At 43.5% G+C, this 25,971-nt stretch carries 22 protein-coding genes and 1 other annotated feature; all 22 genes read right to left on the bottom strand.

Features of this window, described 5'->3' with window-relative positions; genetic code table 11:
- Window positions 1–520: 520 nt before the first annotated feature.
- Window positions 521–2,458: a threonine--tRNA ligase gene (thrS, locus tag BLP92_RS04990; protein ID WP_090841230.1), complete on the bottom strand. Its 1,938-nt coding sequence runs from the start codon at window positions 2,456–2,458 to the stop codon at window positions 521–523.
- Window positions 2,459–2,510: 52 nt separating this feature from the next.
- Window positions 2,511–2,732: a binding site (T-box leader), on the bottom strand.
- A 49-nt stretch (window positions 2,733–2,781) separates the two neighbouring features.
- A complete protein-coding gene (mqnC, locus tag BLP92_RS04985) occupies window positions 2,782–3,888 on the bottom strand; it encodes a cyclic dehypoxanthinyl futalosine synthase (RefSeq protein WP_090841228.1) in 1,107 nt (368 codons plus the stop codon).
- A gap of 106 nt (window positions 3,889–3,994) precedes the next feature.
- Complete coding sequence (gene dnaI / locus BLP92_RS04980; protein ID WP_090841226.1) at window positions 3,995–4,933, bottom strand: primosomal protein DnaI; 939 nt, start codon at window positions 4,931–4,933, stop codon at window positions 3,995–3,997.
- Window positions 4,934–4,939: 6 nt separating this feature from the next.
- Window positions 4,940–6,319: a replication initiation and membrane attachment family protein gene (locus BLP92_RS04975; protein ID WP_175444179.1), complete on the bottom strand. Its 1,380-nt coding sequence runs from the start codon at window positions 6,317–6,319 to the stop codon at window positions 4,940–4,942.
- Window positions 6,320–6,388: 69 nt separating this feature from the next.
- On the bottom strand, window positions 6,389–6,850 hold the full coding sequence (gene nrdR, locus BLP92_RS04970) for a transcriptional regulator NrdR (protein ID WP_090841222.1): 462 nt from the start codon (window positions 6,848–6,850) through the stop codon (window positions 6,389–6,391).
- Window positions 6,851–6,867: 17 nt separating this feature from the next.
- Window positions 6,868–7,272: a DUF1499 domain-containing protein gene (locus tag BLP92_RS04965; RefSeq protein WP_090841220.1), complete on the bottom strand. Its 405-nt coding sequence runs from the start codon at window positions 7,270–7,272 to the stop codon at window positions 6,868–6,870.
- 141 nt (window positions 7,273–7,413) lie between these two features.
- Window positions 7,414–7,806: an adenosylmethionine decarboxylase gene (gene speD, locus BLP92_RS04960; RefSeq protein ID WP_090841218.1), complete on the bottom strand. Its 393-nt coding sequence runs from the start codon at window positions 7,804–7,806 to the stop codon at window positions 7,414–7,416.
- A gap of 314 nt (window positions 7,807–8,120) precedes the next feature.
- Window positions 8,121–8,291, bottom strand: a complete 171-nt coding sequence (locus BLP92_RS18120) for a hypothetical protein (protein ID WP_210184561.1) — start codon at window positions 8,289–8,291, stop codon at window positions 8,121–8,123.
- Window positions 8,263–9,291, bottom strand: coding sequence for a glyceraldehyde-3-phosphate dehydrogenase (locus tag BLP92_RS04955; RefSeq protein WP_090841216.1), 1,029 nt, complete (start codon window positions 9,289–9,291; stop codon window positions 8,263–8,265). The genes BLP92_RS18120 and BLP92_RS04955 overlap by 29 nt, the downstream gene beginning before the upstream one ends.
- 501 nt (window positions 9,292–9,792) lie before the next feature.
- Window positions 9,793–10,389 (bottom strand): dephospho-CoA kinase, encoded by a 597-nt coding sequence (gene coaE / locus BLP92_RS04950; RefSeq protein WP_090841214.1) that lies wholly within the window; start codon window positions 10,387–10,389, stop codon window positions 9,793–9,795.
- Window positions 10,386–11,228 carry a DNA-formamidopyrimidine glycosylase gene (gene mutM, locus BLP92_RS04945; protein ID WP_090841212.1) on the bottom strand — a complete coding sequence of 281 codons (843 nt, stop codon included), beginning with the start codon at window positions 11,226–11,228 and terminating at the stop codon, window positions 10,386–10,388. The genes coaE and mutM overlap by 4 nt, the downstream gene beginning before the upstream one ends.
- 20 nt (window positions 11,229–11,248) lie before the next feature.
- Entirely contained in the window at window positions 11,249–13,879 is a 2,631-nt protein-coding gene (gene polA, locus BLP92_RS04940; RefSeq protein WP_090841210.1) for a DNA polymerase I, read from the bottom strand.
- 475 nt (window positions 13,880–14,354) lie between these two features.
- Window positions 14,355–16,133: a two-component system histidine kinase PnpS gene (pnpS, locus tag BLP92_RS04935; RefSeq protein WP_090841208.1), complete on the bottom strand. Its 1,779-nt coding sequence runs from the start codon at window positions 16,131–16,133 to the stop codon at window positions 14,355–14,357.
- Complete coding sequence (locus BLP92_RS04930) at window positions 16,126–16,842, bottom strand: response regulator transcription factor (protein WP_090841206.1); 717 nt, start codon at window positions 16,840–16,842, stop codon at window positions 16,126–16,128. The genes pnpS and BLP92_RS04930 overlap by 8 nt, the downstream gene beginning before the upstream one ends.
- Before the next feature lie 694 nt (window positions 16,843–17,536).
- On the bottom strand, window positions 17,537–18,016 hold the full coding sequence (locus BLP92_RS04925; protein WP_090841204.1) for a hotdog family protein: 480 nt from the start codon (window positions 18,014–18,016) through the stop codon (window positions 17,537–17,539).
- A gap of 84 nt (window positions 18,017–18,100) precedes the next feature.
- On the bottom strand, window positions 18,101–19,039 hold the full coding sequence (gene mdh / locus BLP92_RS04920) for a malate dehydrogenase (RefSeq protein ID WP_090841202.1): 939 nt from the start codon (window positions 19,037–19,039) through the stop codon (window positions 18,101–18,103).
- 46 nt (window positions 19,040–19,085) lie between these two features.
- Window positions 19,086–20,354 (bottom strand): NADP-dependent isocitrate dehydrogenase, encoded by a 1,269-nt coding sequence (gene icd / locus BLP92_RS04915; protein WP_090841200.1) that lies wholly within the window; start codon window positions 20,352–20,354, stop codon window positions 19,086–19,088.
- Window positions 20,355–20,464: 110 nt separating this feature from the next.
- Window positions 20,465–21,580 carry a citrate synthase gene (gene citZ, locus BLP92_RS04910; protein ID WP_090841198.1) on the bottom strand — a complete coding sequence of 372 codons (1,116 nt, stop codon included), beginning with the start codon at window positions 21,578–21,580 and terminating at the stop codon, window positions 20,465–20,467.
- Between the two features lie 277 nt (window positions 21,581–21,857).
- The gene (locus BLP92_RS04905) at window positions 21,858–22,328 is read right to left on the bottom strand and encodes a DUF441 domain-containing protein (protein ID WP_090841196.1); all 471 of its coding nucleotides are present in this window, start codon (window positions 22,326–22,328) and stop codon (window positions 21,858–21,860) included.
- Between the two features lie 126 nt (window positions 22,329–22,454).
- Window positions 22,455–22,865 (bottom strand): FxsA family protein, encoded by a 411-nt coding sequence (locus BLP92_RS04900; RefSeq protein WP_090841193.1) that lies wholly within the window; start codon window positions 22,863–22,865, stop codon window positions 22,455–22,457.
- 277 nt (window positions 22,866–23,142) lie between these two features.
- Window positions 23,143–24,897, bottom strand: coding sequence for a pyruvate kinase (gene pyk, locus BLP92_RS04895; protein ID WP_090841191.1), 1,755 nt, complete (start codon window positions 24,895–24,897; stop codon window positions 23,143–23,145).
- 95 nt (window positions 24,898–24,992) lie between these two features.
- On the bottom strand, window positions 24,993–25,952 hold the full coding sequence (gene pfkA, locus BLP92_RS04890; RefSeq protein ID WP_090841189.1) for a 6-phosphofructokinase: 960 nt from the start codon (window positions 25,950–25,952) through the stop codon (window positions 24,993–24,995).
- Window positions 25,953–25,971: the final 19 nt, after the last annotated feature.

The following is a 25,971-nucleotide window of genomic DNA, read 5'->3' as shown; positions in this document are numbered from 1 at the left end:
TGCTTTTGTCTCCGAAGGCACGCTTTCCGGAGGGAACTCTCTCAGCTAATCTGCCGTTGGCAGATGGATCTTCGAATCGTTCTAATCCCTCTCGGAGTCGGCCGTCTGCGACTGCAGCATAATTAAGGGAGAGAATGGTTTTATACGAAACCGCAGAGATACGAACACTTTTTCTTCGGAAATAACTTTTCTCCATAGCGCCCGGCGGGGACGCCTGTGGGATTTAAACGCAGTCTGTGAGAGAATGTCCAAACGATTTTTTGGGACATTTTCTCACAGCATGAGGGAAGCCAGCCAGGGATTTGCCTCCATCTCGTATGCTTTTTCCGAGATGGAGGTGGCTGCGCGGACCCATGCTCTTCTTATTTTGTTCTATCCAGCAGGCATTTCAAATAGCTGAAGACAAGCCCCACCCAAGCTTCCGCCGGGAAGCGACGGAGAACCTATACAGAGAAAATCACACCTATACACACTACTTACTATGTCCACAAGCTGCGCCGTTAGAGCATGAAGAAAAGAGTTAAGCTTTTGAATCGATTACCTGCTTCAGATGTTCTACAAATGCGTCCAGGCTCTGCTCTTCCGTGTCCTGGCTTCCGTAGCGCCTTACATTTACACCCTCTGCTTCTATTTCCTTATCTCCCAATACAAGCAGGTAAGGAATTTTCTGCATCTGCGCTTCGCGGATTTTATAGCCGAGCTTTTCATCTCTCGTATCCAGCTGAATGCGGATTCCTGCTGCACGCAGTCTGTCTTCCACTTTCCGCACATAATCCATGTGGACTTCACTTACAGGAATTGCTTTTACCTGCACAGGGGCAAGCCAGGTTGGAAAGGCACCTTTATATTCTTCGATTAAGAAAGCGATAAAACGTTCCATTGTGGAAACTACACCGCGGTGAATTACTACCGGACGGTGGTCCTTGCCGTCTTCTCCTGTATATGTCAGGTCAAAGCGGTTTGGCAGGTGGAAATCAAGCTGCACTGTGGAAAGCGTTTCGTCTTTTCCGAGTGCTGTTTTCACCTGTACATCCAGCTTCGGACCGTAGAAAGCAGCTTCTCCATCTGCTTCAACATATTCAACACCCATCTCATCTACTGCTTCCTTGAGCATGTCCTGGGCCTTGATCCACATTTCATCATTATCCACGTATTTTTCTTTGTTTTCCTTATCACGGTAGGATAAACGGAAGTAGTAATCGTCGATACCGAAATCTTTGTAAACTGCCTGGATCAGCTCTACTACGCGGATAAATTCCTGCTTCAGCTGGTCCGGACGGCAGAAAATATGGGCATCATTCAGTGTCATTGCGCGTACTCTCTGCAGTCCAGCAAGCGCTCCGGACATTTCGTGCCGGTGCATGGTACCAAGCTCTGCAATTCGCAGCGGAAGATTTCGGTAGCTGTGTTTCTCATTTTTATACACCATCATATGGTGCGGACAGTTCATCGGGCGGAGCACTAAATCTTCGTTATCCATTTCCATTACCGGGAACATATCATCCTGGTAGTGGTCCCAGTGACCGGAAGTTTTATAAAGGTCGACACTGCCGAGCACCGGTGTATACACGTGGTTATAGCCGAGGCGCTCTTCAATATCTACAATATAGCGTTCTACAATACGGCGGATTGTAGCACCGTTTGGAAGCCAAAGAGGCAGACCCTGCCCTACTTTTTGATTTAAAGCAAAAATGCCGAGCTCTTTTCCTAATTTCCGGTGGTCCCGCTCCTTTCTTTCTTCGAGCAGCTGCAGATGATCATCCAGCTCCTGCTGTTTTACAAAAGCAGTTCCGTAAATTCGCTGCAGCATCTTGTTGTCGCTGTTCCCGCGCCAATAAGCACCGTTGATTGCCATCAGCTTAAATTTCTTTAATTTGCTCGTCTGCGGCACGTGTACCCCGCGGCAGAGATCGAAAAATTCCCCCTGCTCATATATGGAGATCTTATCTCCCTCCGGAATATCCTCGAGCAGTTCGAGCTTCAGCTCATCTCCGATTTCTTTATAGCGCTCCACTGCTTCTTCTCTTGTTACTTCCACCCGTCTGATCTCCAGATTTTCATCAATGATTTTTTTCATTTCTTTTTCAATCTTTGGGAGATCCTCACTTGTAATTGTTTCGTCTACATCAATATCGTAATAAAATCCCTCTTCTATTACCGGACCTACTCCCAGCTGTACGTTTTCCTGTCCGTAAAGACGCTTCACCGCCTGTGCAAGCAGGTGTGCAGTGCTGTGCCGCAGAATATGCAGTCCTTCCGGAGAATTATAAGTAATAATCTCAATATCGCCGTCTTCCTGAATCGGCATACGAAGATCGATATCTTCTCCATTCCACTTGCCTGCTAACGCATTTTTTTTCAGTCCCGGGGAAATGGACTGCGCAATTTCTTCCGTAGTTACTCCAGCCTCAAATTCTTTTTTTGCTCCATCCGGGAAAGTTAATGTTACCTGTGCCATCAGTTCATCCTCCTCAAAATTTACATAAAAAAACACTCGTCCCTTAACAATCGTAAGGGACGAGTGTGTAACCGTGGTTCCACCCTTGTTCCGGACACCTGGGTGCCCGCTTCATTCTTCCGGTAACGGCGGATCCGTTGCTTCCTACTCATCTGTTCAGAAACAAAGCTCAAAGGTGGTAAGTATAAAAGGAAATCCAGGAAGCTCTCAGCAGGCTGCTTCCCTCTCTGGCGGATCCGCTAGTTTATACTCATGTCCTCTTCCGTGCTGTTAACATCTCTTTGCAACAGTATAGCTCTACTTAATATGAAAATCAAGATGATTTAGTTCTGCATCGTAAAGTCGTTTTCTACAATTTCTCCTTCTTCATACACCTTAAGGTGCTCATACTTCGTATTCCGCTGAATAGGAGTTTTTCCTGCTTCCCGGATAAGACGAAGAATCAGGTTTGTATCAACTTTGTAGGTTGCCCCTGCAGCAGATACAACATTCTCTTCAATCATGGTGCTGCCGAAGTCATTACAGCCGTAGGAAAGAGACTGCTTTCCAACTTCAGGGCCCATCGTTACCCAGGAGGACTGGAAGTTTGGTACATTATCAAGGAAAATACGGGAAATCGCCAGGTTTTTCAAATATTCACGCGGCGTAATTTTTACACCTTTCATATTTGTATTTTCCGGCTGGAATGTCCAGGAAATGAATGCAAGGAAGCAATCAGACTCATCCTGCGCATCACGGACACGCTGTAAATGCAGCGCACGTTCTTCCATTGTCTCTCCAAAACCGATCACCATTGTGGCTGTGCCATGCATTCCCGCACGCTTAACAGCTTTCATGCAGTCAATCCATTCTTCCCAAGTGCCTTTCAAACGGCTGATACGCCGGCGTGTACGGTTATCAAGAATTTCCGCGCCGCCGCCCGGAACAGAATCAAGCCCGGCTTCTTTGAGCTGTGCGAGTACTTCATCCAGCGGCAGACCGGAAACGTCCACCATTTTATAAATTTCCGCTGGAGAAAATGCATGCATTGTAATATCAAAGCGCTTTTTAATTTCACGCAGTAAATTCGTGTAATAGTCAAAAGACAGATTTGGGTTTGTTCCGCCCTGCATAAGTATTTCGGTACCGTTAAAATCTTTTGTTTCCTGAATCTTTTCAAAAATCACTTCATTATCCAGCACGTAGCCGTCATCCGCTGTAGGCGGACGGTAAAATGCACAGAACCGGCAGTAAGTATCACAGAAGTTTGTGTAGTTTACATTTCGGCCGATCACAAATGTTGTCTCCGGCTTCGGGTGCCACTGCAGCATCTTTTCATTTGCCACCTCACCCATCTTTTCTACTTCATCACTTTCATATAAGCGAATAGCATCTTCAGTTGTAATCCGCTCTCCATTTCTGGCTCGCGTAAGAATATCATCTATACTCATATTCGTATCCCCCATTCACCATTTCTAACGATCTCTGCCACTATCCTATCATAAATAAAGACTTCAATAAAAATAAAGAGCTTCATTCATCGAAAAAACATCCAAATTATGTCAACCTTTTATTGGAACCTTGCATAGGAATTTCTTCCGTTAAATGACGAATCCGCTCCATGATCCTTTTTGCTTTCAGCTGATCCACCTTTTCAGCTCCGCCCTTCTGTGTAGAAGCCAGATGGAGTTCCAGCTCTTCCAGATCAAAATTCGAGGTGAAAACCGTCGGAAGTTTTTCCATCATACGGAACTGCAGCAGTGCACCAAGCACCTCATCCCTGACCCAGGGAGTCATTGTTTCCGCACCGATATCATCAAGGATCAATACTTTTGCCCGCTTCACGTTGTCCAGTTTGTCCTGGTAGGACCCATCGGAAATTCCCGATTTTAATTCCCGCAGAAAATCCGGGGTATAGACGAGCATCGTTTCAACTTCCTGGTCGGCAAACTCATTGGCAATCGCACTTACCAAAAAGGTTTTCCCAACCCCGAAAGGCCCGTGAATATACAATCCTTCGCCTTTTTCCCCGGGCTTTGCTTCTGAACAGAAAGCAAGAGCTCTTACACAAGCTTCCGTTCTGGACTTATTATCTTCCTCAAAATCATCAAATGTTACTGTGAGCATATCTTTCGGGATATACAGGCTTTTCATAAACGACTGATGCCTTTTTCTTTCATCATCTCTGCGCTTTAAAGGACAGGATTGATAAGTGAGGTTTATTTTCCCGCGGCTCACGTTCACTATCGGCTGATAACCCTGCATTAAATTCGGACATTTGTCCAGTCCCGGACAGTTATCACAATTCTGCCATTGTTCTTTATATTGATAAAGATCATTCAGCCCGGTTTCCAGCTCATTTTGCCCAAGCTCCGGGTGCTCCTTTAAAAAAGCTTTCACCCGCGGATCTGCAGTCACTTCATTTTTCAACGCCTGGAATTGTTCCTGAAACTTCCCGCCTCCGAACCGGTGGAGAGCTGCATTAATTGGATCCATGCTGGATCACCCTTTCTTCTCTTTCTTACGTTTTAAAAGCTCGCGGTATTTTGCAGCTTCTGCTTTTGATTTCGTCAGATCTTCTTCAGGTGCCTGCTTTTCCAGAGTAGTTTCTTCTTTCGATTTCATCCACTTTGGCAGCGGCTCCTGCGTTTTTGTCTTTGAAGTCTGCTTCTGTTTAAAGTTTTTTCGCTCTTCATGCTCCTGCTTTGCAAGGGTCATAGCTTCTGCTACTGTATTTATCTTTTTCCTTTTCCACTGGGTTGCTATTTTAAAAGCATAGGCTTTTGCAAGGTTTCCGTTATTGACCATGTAAATGTAATCTATCAGTACATTCACCACACCCGCAGGCAGCGCATAGTCGTGCATTAATTCTTCAATAATATCGATATCCCCGGGAAATACTTTTGCTCCGTCACTTAATGCGTGCAGATATTCAATAGGCGAAGTCGTATCAAAATAATGCATCTGCGCTTCTTCTTCTGTCTTCGGTTCGCCTTTCAGACTGTGAAGCCCCGGCGGCTGTGTACGAAGTCCAAGCATCGGAGGTTTATCGCTTTCCTGCAGCCGGTATTTCCGTTTTGCAGATTCCCTGAGTTTTTTAATATCCAGGTAATCTGTATGGAGCATCGTGTCCTGAATCATGTAGGCAAGTTCTTCTGCGGTAAATTTATATAAAAATGCTATCTGCTGTATGCATTTTTCATTCGCTGGTTTAAATAATTCGTCCCTGTTCACAAAAGAAGGGAGGAACGCTGCAATATCCTGCATAGGAACAGACTCTGATTGAAAATCATAGGAGGCTGTCTTATCTGTACCGCTGATATTCGCTGAAGGAGAAATAATCCCCTGCATTTCACTGGACGTGCTTTTCATTTCGGAAGGGTGCACAGACGTAAATACGTCGCTGAATCCTTTGGTAACCCTTTGATACTTTTCCAGTTCTACCTGCTCCCGGGTGAAAAACCCGCGCAGTTTCCTGTATCTTTCTTTACTTCCTATCCTGTTATATAAGTATACACTCAGCATTTCATCCAGAAAAAATTCTTTGGGTAGGAGCGGCATCAGAAGTTCATATACCATTGCCGGCTCTTCCGCATCATCTTTATAGCTTTCCAGAAGCCCGATTGCTTCCAGCTTTTTTCGTTCTTCAAACAGCATGGAAAGGTGCTGCCCGGTCTGCGTCATCCACTGCTTGTGAATTCCTTTAATACAATGTTTCGGCGTCATTTCTATTTCGGTCATCAGCGTGACGTACAAGCTGAAAGCTACGGGACCAATGAGAGGCTGGTAAAGCATAGTCATTGACTGCATCCGTTCTTCTGAAAAAGTCCCTGTTGCAAACGCAGTAAATGGAGTCGCCGGAACAATTTCCTGCCACTGCATATTCATCCCTCCACGCGGAAAGGAGCTGTCCCGAAACACATTTGGGACAGCCCCGGTTTTGGCTAAACTTTATTTATTTTCACGATTGATTAAATCCTTTAATTCATCTACAAATACATTAATATCTTTAAACTGTCTATACACAGATGCAAACCTTACATATGCAACATCATCAATATCTGCAAGGTGCTGCATTACGTATTCACCAATGTCATTGCTGCTGACTTCGGAAACACTGCGGTTACGCATTTCTTTCTCTACTTCTGTCGTCAGTTTTTCCAGGCGTTCAAGCGGAATCGGCCGTTTTTCGCAGGCTCTTACAAGGCCGCGCAACAATTTCTCCCGGCTGAACTCTTCCCGATTACCGTCTTTTTTCACTACAATGAGAGGTGTTTTTTCCACACGTTCAAATGTAGTATACCGATAGCCGCAGCTTTCACATTCTCTCCTCCGGCGTATCGCCCGGCCTTCATCGCTTGGCCGTGAATCAAGTACTTTCGTGCCGTTATGATCACAGTGCGGACACTTCATGGCGGGTTCCCCTCTCTTTAACGGCTCAGCTCACTGCCAAGAGCGGTCCCGACAAACGTGAGTCTTCCGTTCAGTTCCTTATAAAGTTCACGGACGAGCTTTGCACTGTAGCCAAAATCAGTAAATAATACAGTATCCGTATTCACGGAAAAATCCACCGCAGTACGGTAAGGACGAACCATAATTACTGTAATCACCATAAATGCCTTTTTACCTTTTCTTACATTTACAATTACTTCGCCATGCTCATCAGAGACTGAAGCTACCTCAAAGCCCTGACGCTGTCCGAACATTGTCTGCAGTTCCTTAATAACATTATCTTTCATCGCTTTATAATAATGAGTTTGAAGCGTTTTATCAAAATGATCTTCTGCTGTTTCTGTTTTCTTCCCGATTTTTTGTAGTGTTTGTTTTAATCCCATTAGTCTCCACCTCACCTCTTTAAATCATAGCAAGAAAACTAAGATACTTCAATCAGTGTCTTTGGCAATTGAATATAAAAAATACCCGCCGGATTCAGCCGGCGGATATGGGAGAAAGCTTTGTGTTATTTTATTTTAAAATTATTTCGTATAGGTTTTTTCTGTTTTTCGTGGAGTTACTTCAATAGGCCCGATGCCTCTTGGTACTTCCACCACTTCAGATTTACCTGCACCGAGCGCGTTTGCGATAAAATCAGAAGCCACATTTGGATCAATGCGGTCACCGCACGTATACACATCAATGCTTGCATAACCATGCTCAGGAAAGCTGTGAATTGTCAGGTGTGATTCACTGATAATTACAACACCGCTTACCCCCTGTGGAGCAAATTTGTGAAAAGCTACTTCACGTACTTCTGCTCCTGCTTCGAGCGCAGCATCTACAAATACTCGTTCAATAAAATTTATATCATTTAATTTATCAATATTGCACTGCCATAATTCAGCAATTACATGTCTGCCCATAGTATCCATTCCGGTTCCCCCTTATATTAAGCGATAAATCATCCTCAGCACTTTTGTTATACATCGTAATGATTCACGGGGGAAAGTTAGTCCTAAGAGATCCTGACCCTTTCACATCATCACGCCATCTGCGAGGAGTTTACGAAAATCAGTATACTGTCTTTCTATGTCGAATGCAATCATTTTGTTTTTTATTTTCTTTTCCGTCAACAAAAAAACTGCCCCCTCAAGAGGCAGTTTGTAAGGCTGTTGAAAAAGCACTTTTTCTTAATAAGTAGACACTTCTGTCCTTTGTTTTCGAAGGGAACTCTCTCACCTGCAGCTTAGAAAAAAGCTCTGTTAATGCTTATTGTTAATAAGAGAAAACTGCGCTGCAATCCGGCCTGCCGTGGACGAGCTCCTTCATGATAAACTGATGCCGGCCGGTCTCCCGCTGTTTCCAGTCTCCAAAGATATTGGAAAGGCTCAGGAAGCATATGTGTTCTGTTCCACATGCAGATAGCTTCCTACGTAATATACAAGGTCCAGCAGCCGGCAGGAATAACCCCATTCGTTGTCGTACCAGGCAAGCACCTTCACCTGTTTATCATTAATTACCATTGTAGACTGGCCGTCAATAATTGCGGATCGGGCATCTCCATTAAAATCTACAGATACGAGAGGATCGTCAGTGTATCCTATAATTCCCTGCATGGTATTCTCCGAGGAAAGCTTCAGGACTTCATTCACTTCCCGGGAGGTTGTATGTCTTTCTACATCAATGACAAGGTCCACCAGCGAAACGTTCGGCGTCGGCACTCTCAACGCCAAGCCGTGAAGTTTCCCTGCCATTTCAGGAAGCACGGAAGAAATCGCTTTTGCAGCTCCCGTTGTAGTCGGAATAATAGACTGGCCGCAGGCACGGGCTCTTCGCAGATCTTTGTGAGGGTTATCGATATTTCTCTGATCGCCGGTATAGGAATGGATCGTTGTCATCATTCCGGAAATAATTCCAAACTCTTTATCAAGCACCTTTACTACCGGTGCCAGACAATTAGTAGTGCAGGAAGCGTTTGATAAGATGTGGTGCTTCTCATGATCATAATCGCCCTCGTTCACTCCGTAAACAATAGTGACGTCTTCATTCTTTCCAGGTGCGGTGATGATCACCTTTTTTGCTCCTGCTTTCAGGTGTTTTTCCGCTTCACTCTTTTCCCGGAATTTCCCTGTAGCTTCCAGAACGATATCAATATCAAGCTCTTTCCAAGGCAGTTCTTCCGGATTTCTGGAATGTACGATCTGTATAACCTTTCCATCCACCAGGAGCTGATCTCCCTCAGCTTCTACTCTTTTTGAAAATGGACCATGAATTGTATCATAATTGACAAGGTGGGCAAGTGTTTCAGCAGGATAACTTGCGTTCACAGCTTTGATTTCCACCTTTTCGTCAAGAATTGCTTTCCTAAAAACCATCCGCCCAATTCTGCCAAATCCATTAATTGCTACTCGTACCATAGAATACCCCTCCAGGCTAATGTGTTATTCTATTAAGCGTTTTCATGAATTTAGTATAGCACATTAATATTATATATGACTATACCTTTCCCAGGAAATTATTTCTTTTTTTCGGTTATTTACCATAACATGTAGATGACAATAATAAAGAAAGAAAACCGAAGCGAAAATGATTTCCTTCAGCGTATTATTATTTATCTTTATGGCAGGGGTTTCTCCTGCACTTACCGGCGGAAGCTTGCCGTGGGGCTCCTCTTCAGCTATTTCCCTGTCTGCATCAGACTTCGCTTAAATCCCGGAGTACACGCCGGACACTCCGGTGAAAACCTAGTTTCTTCGCAGAAAGATCAGTCTGTCAGTACTTTTCTTCCCGTAACATTTCTTCTCCATTTTAGTGAATATAAATAAATTCATTCGTTAACTACAATTCGTGGTGAGGAGCCCTTTTTTCTATAGAGATATTTGCTGCTGTGAAAAGACCACAAAAAAACGCCGTCCTGTTTAAGACGACGCTTCCCATTTCTCTATCAGCTGTTTTACCTGCTTTTCAGTTGCTTCGATCGAACCGCTGTTATCTATAATTTCATCCGCTTTCTGGCGCTTTTCTTCAATAGACATCTGGGAAGAAATACGCTGCACTGCTTCCTTCTCAGAGTACCCATTTCTTTCTATCAGCCTCTTTTTCTGCAGCTCTTCCGGTAGATATACAACTAATACTTTATCTACAAGATACTCCAGTTTGCTTTCCATAAGAAGCGGAATATCGAGAACGATTATTTCTGCCCCCTGCGATTCAGCTGCTTCTGCCTGCCTTTTCATCTCACCACGAATTGCAGGATGAATTATCTCGTTTAAATGTGTTCTTTCTTCAGGATTCTCAAAGACAATACTGCCGAGTTTTTCTCTATTAAGCGTCCCGTCTTCCTGAAGAATTTCATCTCCGAAATGTTCCTTGATTTTCTGCAGCGTCCCGGTTCCCGGCATTACCACCTCCCGGGCTATAACATCTGCGTCTATAATAGGACATCCCCGCTGCTTCAGCATTTCTGCAACTGTGCTTTTACCAGTAGCGATGCTTCCTGTAAGGCCTAATCTCATACACGCACCTGCTTTTGCATAGGCTGGCAGCTTGGACAAATGTGGGTGCCGCGTCCGCCGAGAACGAACCGCTCTATCACATCTTCACACTCCCGGCACGCTTCGTTTTTGCGGCCGTAAACTCTCAGCTGCTGCTGGAACATTCCCATTTCACCCTGGCCATTCACGTATGATTTTACAGAAGAACCCCCTGCATCTACCGCTCCCTGAAGCGTTGTTTTAATTGCTTTGTATAAAGCTTCTGTGTTTTCCTGAGTTAAATCATGTGCAGGTACAGCCGGATGAATCCCCGCGAGAAAAAGAGCTTCATCCACATATATATTTCCAAGTCCAACTAGCTTTGTCTGGTCAAGAAGCAAAGTTTTAATCGCTCTTGTCGAACCCAGCTTCGAACGTAATACTTCTACTGTAAAACTTTCTTCCAGAGGCTCGGGACCAAGCTGGCTTAAAGGAAGATGCTCAAATTCCGTACCTTTTTCAAAAATATGCATGGTGCCGAATTGACGGACATCTGTATAGCGCAGTTCAGATCCATCCGTAAACACAAATCTTACGTGCGTATGTTTATCTACCGGCTCTCCTTTTTCAAATACACCGTACCTTCCTTCCATTCGCAGGTGCGAAACCATTACACTGTCTGAAAGGATAAAACGGAGAAACTTCCCCCTCCTCTCCACGCTTTCAAAAGTCTGCCCCTGCAGCTCCGAACGGAATTCCTCCACATCATCCGGACGCTGTATGATGCGTGGCAGTGTTATTACTACATCTTCAATCTGTTTATTAATGATCAGTGCAGAAAGGGTGCGCTTGACCGTTTCTACTTCAGGTAACTCGGGCATTTCTTTTTTCCTCCTTACTCTTACTTCGCATCGTACCAGGTCTTCCCGTAATCAGCATCTACTTTTAAGGGAACATCGAGTTCCAGTGTCTGTTCCATTACTTTGATTACAAGCTTTGAGAGCTCCTCTACCTGGGATTCCTGCACTTCAAATATCAATTCATCGTGTACCTGCAGAAGCATTTTTGCATCAATCCCTGATTTCTCCAGTGCTTCATCCATGTCCACCATTGCTTTTTTAATAATGTCTGCTGCGGTGCCCTGGATCGGCGTATTCATTGCTGTTCTTTCTGCTGCGCTGCGCAAGTTGAAATTACGGCTTGTCATATCAGGAAGATACCTGCGGCGCTGCATCATTGTCGTTACGTAGCCGTTTTCTCTGGCTTCATCTATACTGTTCTGCATATAATCTCGAACCCCGGGATAGCTTTCCAAATATTTATCAATGAACCGCTGTGCCTGTTTTCTATTAATACCCAGGCTCTGGGAGAGGCCATAATCACTAATTCCATAAACAATGCCGAAGTTAACTGCTTTCGCAGTCCGTCTCATCTCAGAGGTTACTTCCTCTTTCTCTACTTCAAACACATCCATCGCCGTCTTCGTATGAATATCCATGTCATGCCGGAATGCTTCAATCAGCGTTTTATCCTGGGAAATATGCGCGAGTACACGCAGCTCTATCTGGGAATAATCCGCTGCAAGAATCAAGCAATTATCTTTTGACGGAACAAATGCATGACGGATCTTCCGCCCCTCTTCCAGCCGGATTGGAATATTCTGCAGATTCGGCTCAGTCGAACTTAAGCGTCCGGTCTGCGTGAGTGCCTGGTTAAACATCGTATGAATTTTACCTGTTTTATCATTAATTGCTTTTAACAGGCCTTCAATATAAGTTGAATTCAGCTTGCCCAACTGGCGGTATAACAGAATCTCCTGGATGATTTCATGCTGATCTGCGAGTTTTTCCAATACATCTGCAGAAGTAGAATATCCTGTTTTTGTTTTTTTGATTACAGGCAGCTGCAGTTTATCAAACAATATTTCTCCTAACTGTTTTGGAGAGTTAATGTTAAAAGATGTGCCTGCCAGGTCATGAATTTTTGCTTCCATCTCGTTCAGCCGTTCTGTCAAGCTGTCTCCAAGTTTTCGAAGCTCTTCTTTATCGACAGCTACCCCGTGCTTTTCCATTCTTCCAAGAATCAGGGAAAGCGGCATTTCAAGTTCCGTTAACAATTCCAGCTGTTTATTTTCCTCGAGCTCTTTTTCCAGTTCTTTTTTCAGGTCCAGCAGTGCGGCAGCTTTTCGACCCAGATGCTGTGAGAGTACTTCTTCTCCAGGCACCTGCTGCTTCTTGCCTTTTCCGTACACTGCCTCATCTGCCTGCACCTGCATTCCGTTTTTGCGTATTGCAATATCTGCCATGTCATGCGAGGAAGCACCAGGATCCAGTAAATAAGAAGCCATCTGCACATCGAAAGCAGCGCCGGCAAGTGGGATATCCTGCCATCCAAGGCTTACTACTGCACGTTTTGCGTTAAATACAATTTTTTTCTTATCAGGATCTTTTGCCCACTCTTTAAAAGTACTGTTTTCTTTTATTAATTCCGGCGTTAGATAAAATACTCCTTTATCATTTGCTACAGCCCCGCCGATAATTTCCGCATGATGATAATTGTCTTCGAGCGATTCAATAACCAGGGCCGACTCTTCGGTAAACATGCCGGAAGTCAGCTCGGTAACTTTTTCCACTTCCAGATCTTCCATCTCGATTGTTTCCTCTGCTTCTTCGCCGCCGATGCGGGTTAAAAGAGATTGAAAACCAAGTTCTTTGAACAATTCTGTCAGCTGCTCCATGTTGCGTTCTCCCAGTGGAAGATCTTCCGGCTTTGTTTTCAGGGGAACTTCGGTCAAAATAGTAGCAAGCTTTTTACTCATATAAGCCTGATCTTCATTTTCAATCAGCTTTTCTTTCATTTTTTTTCCGGAAACTGCTTCAATATTTTCATATACCCCTTCCACTGTTTCGTGCGCAGCAAGGAGTTTCAAGGCAGTTTTTTCCCCTACTCCCGGAACGCCGGGAATATTATCTGAGCTGTCCCCCATTAATCCTTTCAGATCTATAATCTGTGCAGGCTTCAATCCATATTTTTCATTTAAAGCAGCCAGATCATATGTATCTACGTTCGTAATTCCTTTACGAGTAAGAGAGACGAGAATATTTTTGTCTACCAGCTGAAGCAGGTCTTTATCTCCGGTGAATATTTTTGTGTCCCATCCGTCAGCTGCTGCCCGTTTTGCAAGGGTCCCAATGATGTCATCAGCCTCATAATTTTCAACTTCCTCAAAGGCAATATTAAAAGCTTGCAGAAGATCCCGCATCAAGGGAAGCTGTTCAGATAATTCCGGCGGCGTTTTCTGCCGGGTTCCTTTGTATTCTTTATAAGTATCATGACGGAAAGTAGTTTTCCCGGCATCAAAAGCTACAAGCATATGTGTCGGTTTTTCATCTTCTAATACTTTTAACAGCATGGTAGTAAATCCGTAAACAGCATTTGTATAAACTCCTTTATCATTGTTTAACAAAGGAAGCGCAAAAAATGCACGGTATGCAATACTGTTCCCGTCCACCAGTACTAATTTATTCGTCAAACTGAACACCCCGATTCATAGATTCTTTTCTGTTCTGCTATTTTATCATGAAACAATTCAGATGGCATGTCTTCTCTCTGCAGGTGTAAAACAACGGCTCTATTAATGTGCAGTGTTTACAGGTGAAAGTGATTGACAGCTGAAAGATTCCTCCACGGGAAGCGAAGAAAAGGACCCTCAGTCGCATTGTTTGAAAATTTGTATTGCCGAACTTTCTTTCCTCCCAAATTAGTCGCTACCAAGCCTATGGATAAGCCTCTCCGAAAGTGTAGCAGCGTTATTATTCCTTTAAAACAAAACTTTTATTTTCAATACAGCCAAATCAAAAAAGAGAGAAGGCTCAGGGGGGATGGCCTTCTCTCTTTTTATAGGGGATGTATCTGAGGGGATGTGTGTCCTTCAGATATCTAGTTCACCTTTATTATAAACTTCCAATAATAAGTAATTATAAAGACAGCGTTAAGAAAATGTAAATTTACTTTTCATCTCCAAACGGTTTTCTTAAAAATACCATACGGAAAGTAGTGCCCCTCCCAGGTTTTGAATCTACTGAAAGCTTTGCATGATGGGCTTCTGCAAGGTGTTTTACAATTGCAAGACCCAGTCCGGTCCCCCCGGAATTCCTGCTCCTTGCCCTGTCCACCCGGTAAAATCTTTCAAAAATACGGGGAATCTCTTTTTTGGATATACCAATTCCGGTATCTGTCACTTCCATTACAACATTTTCTTCCTGCCCTTTTAGACGAACGAAAATTTCTCCGCCTTCCGGGGAATACACAATAGCGTTATTGATTAAGTTAATCATTACCTGCTTCAGTCTGGAAGCATCCGCAGGGATAGTCACATCCCCTTCAGACTTTGTGTGAATTTCCATTTTTTTGGCGCGTGCTTTTTCAGACAGCATCAGCGAGACTTCCGAAGTTAATTCCTGCAGATTCACTTCTTCCCAATTTAATTCAAAATGCTCTCCTTCAATTCGGGAAAGCTCCAGCAGATCACCGATAAGCTCCTCCAGGCGCACAGATTCTTTTGCAATAATTGTGAGAAATTTTTCCCGGAGCGCTTCATCATGCATTGCCCCATCTAACAGTGTTTCTGTAAATCCTTTCAATGAGGTAACTGGTGTTTTCAGCTCATGGGAAACATTTGCTACAAAATCTTTCCGTGCCTGTTCCAGCTTTTTCAGCTCTGTAATGTCATGAAATACAAGTACCATACCTTTTAACTGTCCATCATTCCCAACTATAGGAGCACCATGTACATCAAAATGTCGAATATAAATACCCGCAGACCATTTCATCTGCTTTCTGATTGGCTTCTCAATCAGAAATAATTCCTGTATAAATTTGATGACTTTTTTCTGCTGAATAGCGTGGTAATAGAGCTGGTTTTTCCATTCGTCCGTATCTTCCTCAAAAATATCCTTACAGGATCTGTTCATTAAGGTAATATCACCTTTTGAATTGATAAGGATTAAGCCGCTCCCCATATTTTCAATGAGTGTTTCTAATCGCTCCTGCTGATTTTCATAAGTTTTTGTAATTTGATCAAGATTTTCTGCAAGGACATTAATAGACCGGTTTAATTCCCCAGTTTCAATATGCAGCCCCTCATAGGTTCTCGCACTGAAATTTCCTCTTGCCAGTTCATTTGCCACACGCCGCGCATCTTCTATTGGTTTGATCAGCTGATTAGTAACTTTCGTAATAAATAAAAGAATGACAATAAATGCAATAAAAAAAGAAATGATCAGCAGGGTCCAGATATTCTGATACACCTCGTTCAGTTCCCGCATTTCCAGGCCAAGCCGCAGATACCCTATGTTTTCCTCTTCAATTACGAGAGGTTCTGCGTAAAATAAAAGCTCTCTGTTTATCGTGTCACTGTAACGGACTTCGAAAGGATTAGTATCATCCTGCGCACCAATAATTTCCGGACGATCCAGATGATTTTCCATTTGTGCCGGATCGACAGCACTTTCTGCAAGTACTTCCCCATCCGCTGCGATAATCGTAATTCTTGCATCCAGCCTCTGCGAGAGCTCCATAGTCGTCTCCTGCAGAATTTCTTCATCTGTGTAATCAACCTGTGCCAATGCAAAAGAGACAATAGATGCCTCTTTCTGTACACGGTCATTCATCCGCTCCTGATAAAATTCCTGAATAAAAGGTCCAAGCAGTGCTCCGAGACTCGACAGCACAATTAAAATAATCAGTGATAAAGGAACAATCAGGCGAAATCTGTAGCTATTCATCTTTTGCCGGATCCTCCAGCTTATACCCAAGACCACGAACTGTTTTTATATAGACAGGTTTTTTTGTATTTGGTTCTATTTTCTCCCGAAGATGGCTGATATGAACATCTACGATTCTCGTATCTCCGACAAAATCATAATTCCAGACCGAATTAAGCAGCTGGTCTCTTGTCAGCACTCTGCCTTTATTATTTACTAAGTACAGTAGAAGCTCGAATTCCTTAGGCGTAAGCTCTAAAGCTTCTCCTTCCAAAAACACTTCATAATTATCTGGAAAAATTTCTACTTTTCCTATCGTAAGCTTCGCATCTTCTTCCTGCTTTTCCACTGGCGGCACTGCGGAATGTGACCTCCGGAGAATTGCCCGTACTCTAGCTACCACTTCGCGGGGACTGAACGGTTTTGTTAAATAATCATCTGCTCCAAGTTCCAGTCCAAGCACTTTGTCGAATTCATCATCTCTTGCCGTCAGCATCAGAATAGGTGTAGTTATTTTATTCTGCCTTAATTCTTTACAGACTTCCAGCCCATTTAATTCAGGCAGCATAAGATCCAGAACAATCAGGTCGAATTTTTCTTCTGTTGCTTTGTTAAGCGCAGCCCGTCCATCCATGGCAAGGTCTACTTCAAACCCTCCCTGTTCCAGATTGAACTGCAGTAATGTAAGTATTGATTCTTCGTCATCTACCACTAGTAGTTTTTGCACCACGTTAATCCTCCCCGTCTGCTCAAAGCCCCCCGGCTTCTTTAAGCTGAAATATACGAACTTTCCCCGTCCTTTTATCTTACTATACTTTTTTCTTATGACAAGATTCCATTAAAAAATCCTCTCCAGAAAGTGGAAAGGATCTTTTCAGGCGTTAAAACAGTAATTTTCTGAGAGAATATACGCTTTTATTCTCTGTCTTCGAATGTACGAGTTCCGGAAGATATTCTTTCAGCTAATCTGCCTGGGTTGATCTTCAAATCGTACGGGTTAAGCAAAATCTGAAAATGCGGTCGCGTTTAACGGGGGAATAATGAGTGGCAGACAACCCCCGTCCGGAGTGAAGATCATTTCAAAAATTTTTCTGCTTCCATTCAGCAATCCACCTCTTTCTGTAGTGAAGAGCTTTTATTGTTTTACTACCTTGAAAATAAAAGTTCCGCTAAAAAGAAGTAATACTGCTGCTTCACTTTCGGAGCGGCTTACCCAAGGGCTTGTTCTCGACTAATTTTGACGGAAAGAACGTCCGCCAAAATAAATTCTTGAACGGCGCTGGTGCGCCCTCTCCTTCGTTACACAGCAGTATTAATTTTCATACTTCATGGTGCAAAAATTTTGCATGAGTGTCTCTGTTCAGTTCCATAATGGATATGGTAAAACTTCACTGCAGTCGTTTCGTGATTTACAGCAGAGCAAGCTAGAAGTTCTCGAATGTACCTGTTTCCTCTGTCATTGGTTTCCAGGGATACGGTGGAGTTACTATTAATTTTGCTGTTAATACTAAATCATCATACTCATCCAGACCTTCTGCATCCAATGTAACTTCGTTCAGCTCTTTATTCACTTCAGTTACAACAAGCTTTAATTTAAATAGGCCATAATGGTACATCGGTTTTAAAAACCGGATATTCTGCTCTTTCATCACGCTGCCCGGCCCCGGTAAATGCATCGATACTGCGGATGTAATATAGCCGGTAAGCATCAGCTGCGGCACAATGGGGCGTTTATACGGAGTTCTTGCGGCATAGTCATGCTGAATATAAGCCGGGTTTGAATCATCACTGAATCCTAAATACAGCAGAATATCTTTGTCTTTAATTTTGTATTCTGCAATAAATGTATCCCCGGATTTTACTTCTTCAATCAGTTTTCCCAAACGTTTTCTTTTCGAAAACATACATATCCTCCCCTCTCTAAGAAAGCGCTTACAATATTGATGCAAGGGAAAGCCGGGTAAGCCCCAGCCGTCCACTTCTTACTATTATAAAGCTTTCATTACAGTTTTAACAGAATCTGCAGACTTATCCAGATCTGCTTTTTCCTCATCTGTAAGCTCCAGCTCAAAAATTTTCTCTAACCCAGCTCCACCTATAATGGTAGGGACTCCCAGATAAATATCAGAGTAGCCATATTCCCCTTCCAAATAGGCAATCGCGGGCAGGATACGTTTTTTATCCTTCACAATTGCTTCTACCATCTGGACGATAGAGGCAGCAGGAGCATAGTAGGCGCTTCCGTTACCAAGAAGGCCTACAATTTCTCCTCCGCCCTTTCTAGTTCGTTCCACAATTTCCTGAAGACGCTTTTCCGGGATCAGCTTGCTGACTGGAATTCCGCCTACGGAACTATAGCGCAGCATCGGCACCATATCATCCCCATGGCCGCCCAGCACAAATCCCTGCACGTCTTCCACTGATACATTTAATTCTTCCGCTACAAATGTGTTAAACCGGGCAGTGTCCAGAACTCCTGACTGGCCGATTACCCGGCTTTTAGGAAATCCTGCTTCCTGAAATACAGCATAAGTCATTGCATCCACCGGGTTGGTAAGCACGATGATAAAGCATTCCGGAGAATACTTTACGATCTCTTTCGTAACACTGCGCATAATGCCAGCGTTCGTACTGATGAGATCATCCCTGCTCATTCCAGGCTTACGGGGAATACCGGCAGTAATCACTACTACATCGGAATCTGCCGTATCCGCATAGTTGGAAGTCCCGGTAATCCTTGCATCGAAACCCTGTACCGGACCTGCCTCAAGTATATCCAGTGCCTTACCTTTTGTGGGATCTTCGTTGTTTGGAATATCTACAAGCACTACATCACCAAGTTCCTTCTGCGCTGTCATAAGCGCAGTAGTGGCACCAGTGAAGCCGCTTCCTACCACAGTGATTTTTCTGCGTTTGATTGAAGCCATATTTATACACGCTCCCTCTGCTTAAACATTCCTGCGGAACAATTTATTAACCCAGGTTTTTAATTAGAGCATCTCCGAATTCAGAACATTTCACTTCTGTTGCGCCGTCCATTAAACGGGCAAAGTCGTATGTTACTGTTTTTTCCGCAATCGTTTTATCCATTGCGTTTTCGATCATATCTGCTGCTTCTCCCCAGCCGAGGTGACGAAGCATTAATACACCAGACAGAAGAACAGAAGATGGGTTTACTTTATCTTCTCCAGCATATTTAGGCGCAGTTCCGTGAGTAGCTTCGAAAATTGCGTGTCCTGAATCATAGTTAATGTTCGCTCCAGGTGCAATACCGATTCCGCCTACTTGTGCTGCAAGTGCATCAGATACATAGTCCCCGTTCAGGTTCATTGTAGCTACTACATCAAACTCTTTTGGACGAGTAAGGATCTGCTGCAGGAAGATATCCGCAATTGCATCTTTTACGATGATCTTGCCGGCTTTTTCCGCTTCATCCTGCGCAGCATTCGCCGCATCTTTTCCTTTTTGCTCTACGATTTCATCGTACTCTCTCCAAGTAAATACTTTATCTCCGAATTCACGCTCTGCAAGCTCATAGCCCCAGTTTTTAAACGCTCCTTCAGTGAATTTCATGATATTCCCTTTGTGCACGAGAGTAAGACTCTTTCTTCCCTGCTCCAGTGTATATTCAAGTGCGGAACGTACAAGACGCTCTGTACCTTCTTTAGAAATCGGCTTAATACCGATCCCGGAAGTTTCAGGGAAACGGATTTTGTCAGCTCCCATATCATTTTGAAGAAAATCAATTAATTTCTTTGCCTCAGGTGTACCTTCCTGAAACTCAATTCCAGCGTAGATATCTTCTGAGTTTTCACGGAAAATAACCATGTCCGTATCTTCAGGACGCTTAACTGGAGAAGGTACTCCTTCATACCAACGTACTGGACGCACGCAGGCAAACAAATCAAGCTCCTGGCGCAGTGCCACGTTCAAAGAACGGAAACCGCCGCCGATTGGTGTTGTAAGCGGACCTTTAATAGCAATCATATATTCACGGATCGTATCCAAAGTTTCATTTGGAAGCCACTCACCAGTAGTGTCGTGTGCTTTCTGCCCGGCAAGTACTTCTTTCCACTCGATTGCTTTCTCACCGTTGTAAGCTTTATCTACAGCTGCTTCGATTACTTTAGAAGCTGCCTTCCAGATATCCGGTCCAATGCCGTCACCTTCGATAAACGGGATGATTGGTGTATTTGGTACGTGTAATTCTCCATTAGTTACGGTAATTTTTTCTCCTGACATAAAACAAAAACCTCCTAGAAATAATTCGAATAGTTCGACTCTTCACATAAATATAGTAAAGGCAGGAACTGCAATAAACACAGCTCCTATTTAACCTTTATCACAAAATCTTATCTTTTTTCAAGCGGTACCCATTCCTGTTTTTCAGGACCTGTGTATTCAGCCCGCGGACGGATCAACCGGTTATCTGCATACTGCTCAAGAATATGAGCAAGCCAGCCGGAAACACGGCTCACTGCAAAGATCGGAGTGAAAATATCGTGTTCAATACCCAGGCTGTGATAAACCGATGCGGAATAAAAGTCTACGTTTGGAAGCAGCCCTTTTTCATTTGTAACGATTTCATCAATTTTCACGCTCATGTCATACCACTTTGATTCTCCGGTAACTTCTGTGAGCTGTCGTGACATTTCTTTCAGGTGCTTTGCACGAGGGTCCCCATCTTTATAAACACGGTGACCGAAGCCCATAATTTTCACTTTATTTTCAAGTGCTTTTTTAATATATTCCTCTGCCTTTTCACTGTCGCCAATTTCATTCAGCATAGACATAACACGCTCATTTGCTCCTCCGTGAAGAGGGCCTTTAAGTGCGCCGATCGCAGAAGTGATTCCGGAGTACACATCAGAAAGAGTTGCTACACAAACGCGGGCAGTAAATGTAGAAGCATTCAATTCATGATCCGCATGGATTACCAAGGCTTTATTAAATGCTTTTTCAGAGGTTTCATCTGGTTCTTCACCGTTCAGCATATAGAGGAAATTAGCTGCAAAGCTTAATCCTTCTTTGGGTGCTACAGGGTCTTTTCCCTGACGGATACGGGCAAACGCCGTAACAATTGTTGGAATTTTCGCTTGAAGTTTTACTGCTTTCCGGCGGTTTGCTTCTTCATCCATTTCATCTGCTTCTTCATCAAACAGCGCCAGGTTCGAAACTGCGGTGCGAAGGGCAGCCATCGGATGCACCTTGTCGATCGGGAAGGATCTCATCTGATCAATCACTTCATCCGGCACCGTTGCTGCCTGGGAAAGCTCTTTGGAGAAAGATGAAAGCTCTTCCTTATTTGGAAGGCGGTAGTTCCATAACAGATAAACTACTTCTTCAAATGTTGCATTATCAGCTAAATCATCGATGTTATAACCGTGATATGTTAACACACCATCTACGATTGAACTGACCTGTGAGGTTGTAGCAACAATACCTTCTAAACCTTTTGTATGACTCATGCTATCTCTCCTTTACAAACAAATATGCGGGACGTGCCCGTTGGTAAATGAAGGATTCCGCAAAGGGACTTCTTGTAGAGATTGGCTGCGGCAGTTCCTGAAAATTAGAAAGCGGTTACCAAAGTGCTTAACCGCAGGGACCAAACCATCATTTCCTATGTATTTGGTAATGTCACGTTACCTATTATACCATTTTTCACTTTTTTGTGAACGCAAAAGTTTTGAAATACGTAAGAAGATTCAATCTTTTTGGAAAATAGTGCGCCGGGAGCGCACTTTATCCACCTAATGTACTGAAGAATTCCACTATACGCATAGCAAGGTATGCAATTCCAGCTCCAATTACCGGTCCTACAGCTACTCCTCCAAAAACTGCAACTGCTAAAATTGTACCAAAAACCAATGCTACTGTGATATGAGGATCACTTTGCAGAAGATCAATTCCATTTGCAGCTATTACTGCTACAAAAATCCCTGATACAAGTGCGATCCAGGCGTACGAGGAACCCATTGCTTCCTGCAGGTCTCTTAATCCAATATCACCGGTCATAATAGGAACAAGAACAGCAATCGTAATAATCGTTACCCCTATTTGAATTCCTTTTGATTGAATATAAGGAAGTACACTGTTCCCAAACCCTGAGTAATGAATTACGAGCAGTACAGCTACAGCTATCATTAATGTCTGATTTTTAGCAAAAAAACCGACAGCAAGAAGCAGCAGCATAAAAATTAACGGTTGGTTCATATTTCAAATTTCCTTCCCTCATTTAAAGTCTTTGAAAGCATTTATATATTAAACCGATTTGCCGATTAAAAGCTTCGATAAACAAAGCAGTGCCCATCAGAAAAGGTCTGATGGGCGGATGTATTTTTAGAATTTACGGCCGTTCTGATCACTGATCACATACACATTCCCTGATCGGATCATTTTCTCATACATTTTCTGCATCAGCTTTTTGAACATCTCCCGTGTTGCGGGAATAAGCAGGAGAAATCCTAAAGCATCACTGATAAATCCCGGTGTTAACAATACAACTCCACCGACCAGAATGCATATACCATCAAGCAGTTCATTTCCCGGGACCTGGCCCTGGGAGGTTCTCAGCTGTGCTTTTCGAATTGCCTGCAGTCCTTCTTTACGAGCTAAAGCAGCGCCGAGTACACCTGTAATTATAATAAACAATACTGTCAGCAGCAGACCGAAAGTGTTCCATGATAAAAAGATCACAGCTATTTCAAGTGCTGGTACTACGATAAGCAGTAGCAATAGTATTTTTTTCAATTTTTCACACCTCACTTTTTTATTCATGCTGGTAAAATCCGAAATTTAATTGTATATATTTTTGCGCTGAAATCGTAAAACGGCGCCTCCATTTTAATGAGCGTAATCTCTTTACGTGATGATCTTTAAAAGAGTTTCATTTATTGAGTTGGTGAAGACCTTTTTTCGAATTCAGGTATTTAACTAATATTTGAAAAGTTCTTTCGTTCAAAGGTTCAATAAAAAGACGTGAAAAAGAGCGGACTCTTTCTCACGTCGGTAAATCTCTTTCGGTTTATTATAAGATACTTGCTGATCCTTTGTAAATCTTCCCCTGCGTTCCATCTACAGTAACACGGTCACCGTCATTAAATTTGCTGCGTGCATTTTCAACGCCGACGACTACTGGAATTCCCAGGTTCAATCCTACGACAGCTGCGTGGGAAGTAAGTCCGCCCTGCTCCGTAATAACAGCACCCGCTTTTTCAAAAGCTTCCATCATGTCACGGTCTGTATTATTCGTTACCAGGATATCTCCCTGTTTTGTTTTTGCAATTGCTTCTTCAGAACTGTTTGCAATTACCACAGATCCTTTTTTCACTTTGCGGCCGATTCCCTGACCTTTCGCGATTACTTCACCAATTACATGAACTTTCAGCAGGTTCGTAGTTCCCTGCTCTCCAACTGGTACGCCGGCAGTAATTACTACCAGGTCCCCGTTTTTCACGTAACCGGACTTAAGTGATTCATTTACAGAGAGCTGCAGCATTTCATCAGTAGAACTTACTGTACTGCCGAGCTGCGCATGTACGCCCCACACAAGTGAAAGCGTACGGCTCACTCTTGGACTGCTCGTTACAGCAATAATCAGTGACTCCGGACGATACTTAGAGATCATTCTTGCAGTATGGCCACTTTGTGTTGCTGTTAAAATCGCAGTAGCTTTCAGGTTCATTGCAGTATGTGCAACAGACTGGCTGATTGCTTCTGTGATTGTACGGTCACTTTCCTCCGTAATTCTTTTGAGTACACTTTCATGCTGCATCGCAGTTTCTGCACGCAGTGCTATATTCTGCATCGTCTGGACAGATTCTACAGGATAAATTCCCGCAGCCGTTTCACCGGAAAGCATGATGGCGTCTGTGCCATCTAAAATAGCATTCGCAACGTCGGAAGCTTCTGCGCGGGTTGGGCGCGGGTTGCGCTGCATGGAATCGAGCATTTGTGTAGCTGTAATAACAGGCTTGCCAAGACGGTTGCAGCGTTTAATAAGATCTTTTTGTACAAGTGGTACTTCTTCCGGTGGAATTTCCACTCCAAGATCTCCACGTGCTACCATGAGGCCGTCTGAAACTTCCAGAATCTCCTCAATATTGTCTACACCTTCCTGATTTTCGATTTTAGGAATAATGTGGATGTGTGCAGCATTATGCTTTTCAAGAAGTTCCCTGATTTCAAGTACATCAGATGCACGACGTACAAACGAAGCAGCAATAAAATCAACATCCTGTTCAATACCGAATATAATATCTGCTGCATCTTTCTCGGTGATCCCAGGAAGACTTACACTTACGTTCGGCACGTTGACACCCTTTTTATTTTTGAGGGTACCGCTGTTCAGCACTTCCGTCACGAGTTCTTTTTCCTTCACTTCCGTAACAAGAAGCTCTAAAAGCCCGTCATCCAAAAGCAGCTTCGAACCAGCCTGCACGTCATTTACCAATCCTGGATAAGTAACGGAAATCACATCTTTATTTCCTACTACTTCTTCCATCGACACGCGGAGCGTCTGTCCTTTTTCAAGTTCTACTGCTCCACCTTCAAGGGTCTGCGTGCGTATTTCAGGACCTTTTGTATCCAGAAGAATCGCTGTATCCTTGCCTGCCTTCTCAGATGCTTCACGGATATTTTTGATACGTGCTCCATGCTCTTCAAAATCACCGTGGGAAAAATTCAAGCGTGCTACGTTCATTCCTGCATCAATCAGCTGCGTAAGCTTTTCTTTCGACTCACTTGCCGGTCCTATCGTACAAACAATTTTCGTTTTTCTCATCGTTTAATTTCCTCCTTGGTATTCACTGTGTGCATTTCCGCACAAAAGCCAGGACCGTCAAATGCGACGTCCCAGCTGCCGTGCTTCAGCACCAGTTAGATAGAAAGTTCTTTGGATAATTGATACATTTCCTGATCCAGGGACTTCTTTTTCTTTAGTGCCTGATTTATTGGATGGTACACAAGCTTATTGTTTTCAATTCCTACCATCTGTCCTTTTTCTCCGACAAGAAGGAGTTCTACTGCTTTAGCAGCAAGCCTGCTCGCAAGAACGCGGTCTGCTGCAGTCGGAGTTCCTCCGCGCTGTATATGTCCAAGAACCGTGACACGGGTTTCCAAATCAGTTTTGTCCTGGATCTGCTGGCCGATTTCAACACCGGAGCCCACTCCTTCAGCAACAAGAATGATACTATGTTTCTTTCCCCGGTCATGCCCCCGTTTTAAACGTTTAATAATCTCTTCCATATCTTCATTAACTTCCGGAATCATAATCGTTTCTGCCCCGTCGGCAAGACCTGCCCAGAGTGCCAGATCGCCGGCATCCCTGCCCATGACCTCAATCACATACGTGCGTTCATGAGACGTTGCAGTGTCACGAATTTTATCCACAGCATCAATAACAGTATTCAATGCTGTATCGAATCCGATAGTGAAATCTGTCCCCGGAATATCATTATCAATCGTCCCAGGTACACCAATCGTTGGGAAACCATGCTCAGTAAGCTTTTCCGCACCTCGGAAAGACCCGTCTCCCCCAATTACTACGAGTGCTTCAATCCCGAATTTATTCAGCTGTTCAATTCCCTTCAGCTGGCCTTCCTTCGTTTTAAACTCTTCGCATCTCGCTGTATAAAGTTTTGTCCCGCCACGGTGAATAATGTCACCGACTGAGCCAATTTCCATTTTTTCAATATCGCCATTAATAAGTCCCTGATATCCGTAATAAATACCGTAAACTTCTAAATTATGATAAATCGCTTTTCTTACTACAGCACGGATAGCTGCATTCATTCCTGGTGAGTCTCCACCACTGGTTAGTACTCCGATACGTTTCATAAGATATAGTCACCCCATA

The sequence above is a fragment of the Alkalicoccus daliensis genome (genome assembly GCF_900103955.1).
GTDB lineage: Bacteria > Bacillota > Bacilli > Bacillales > Salisediminibacteriaceae > Alkalicoccus > Alkalicoccus daliensis.
Note: the sequence above shows the minus strand (reverse complement) of the source record. Positions and strands in the feature narration are given on the sequence as shown.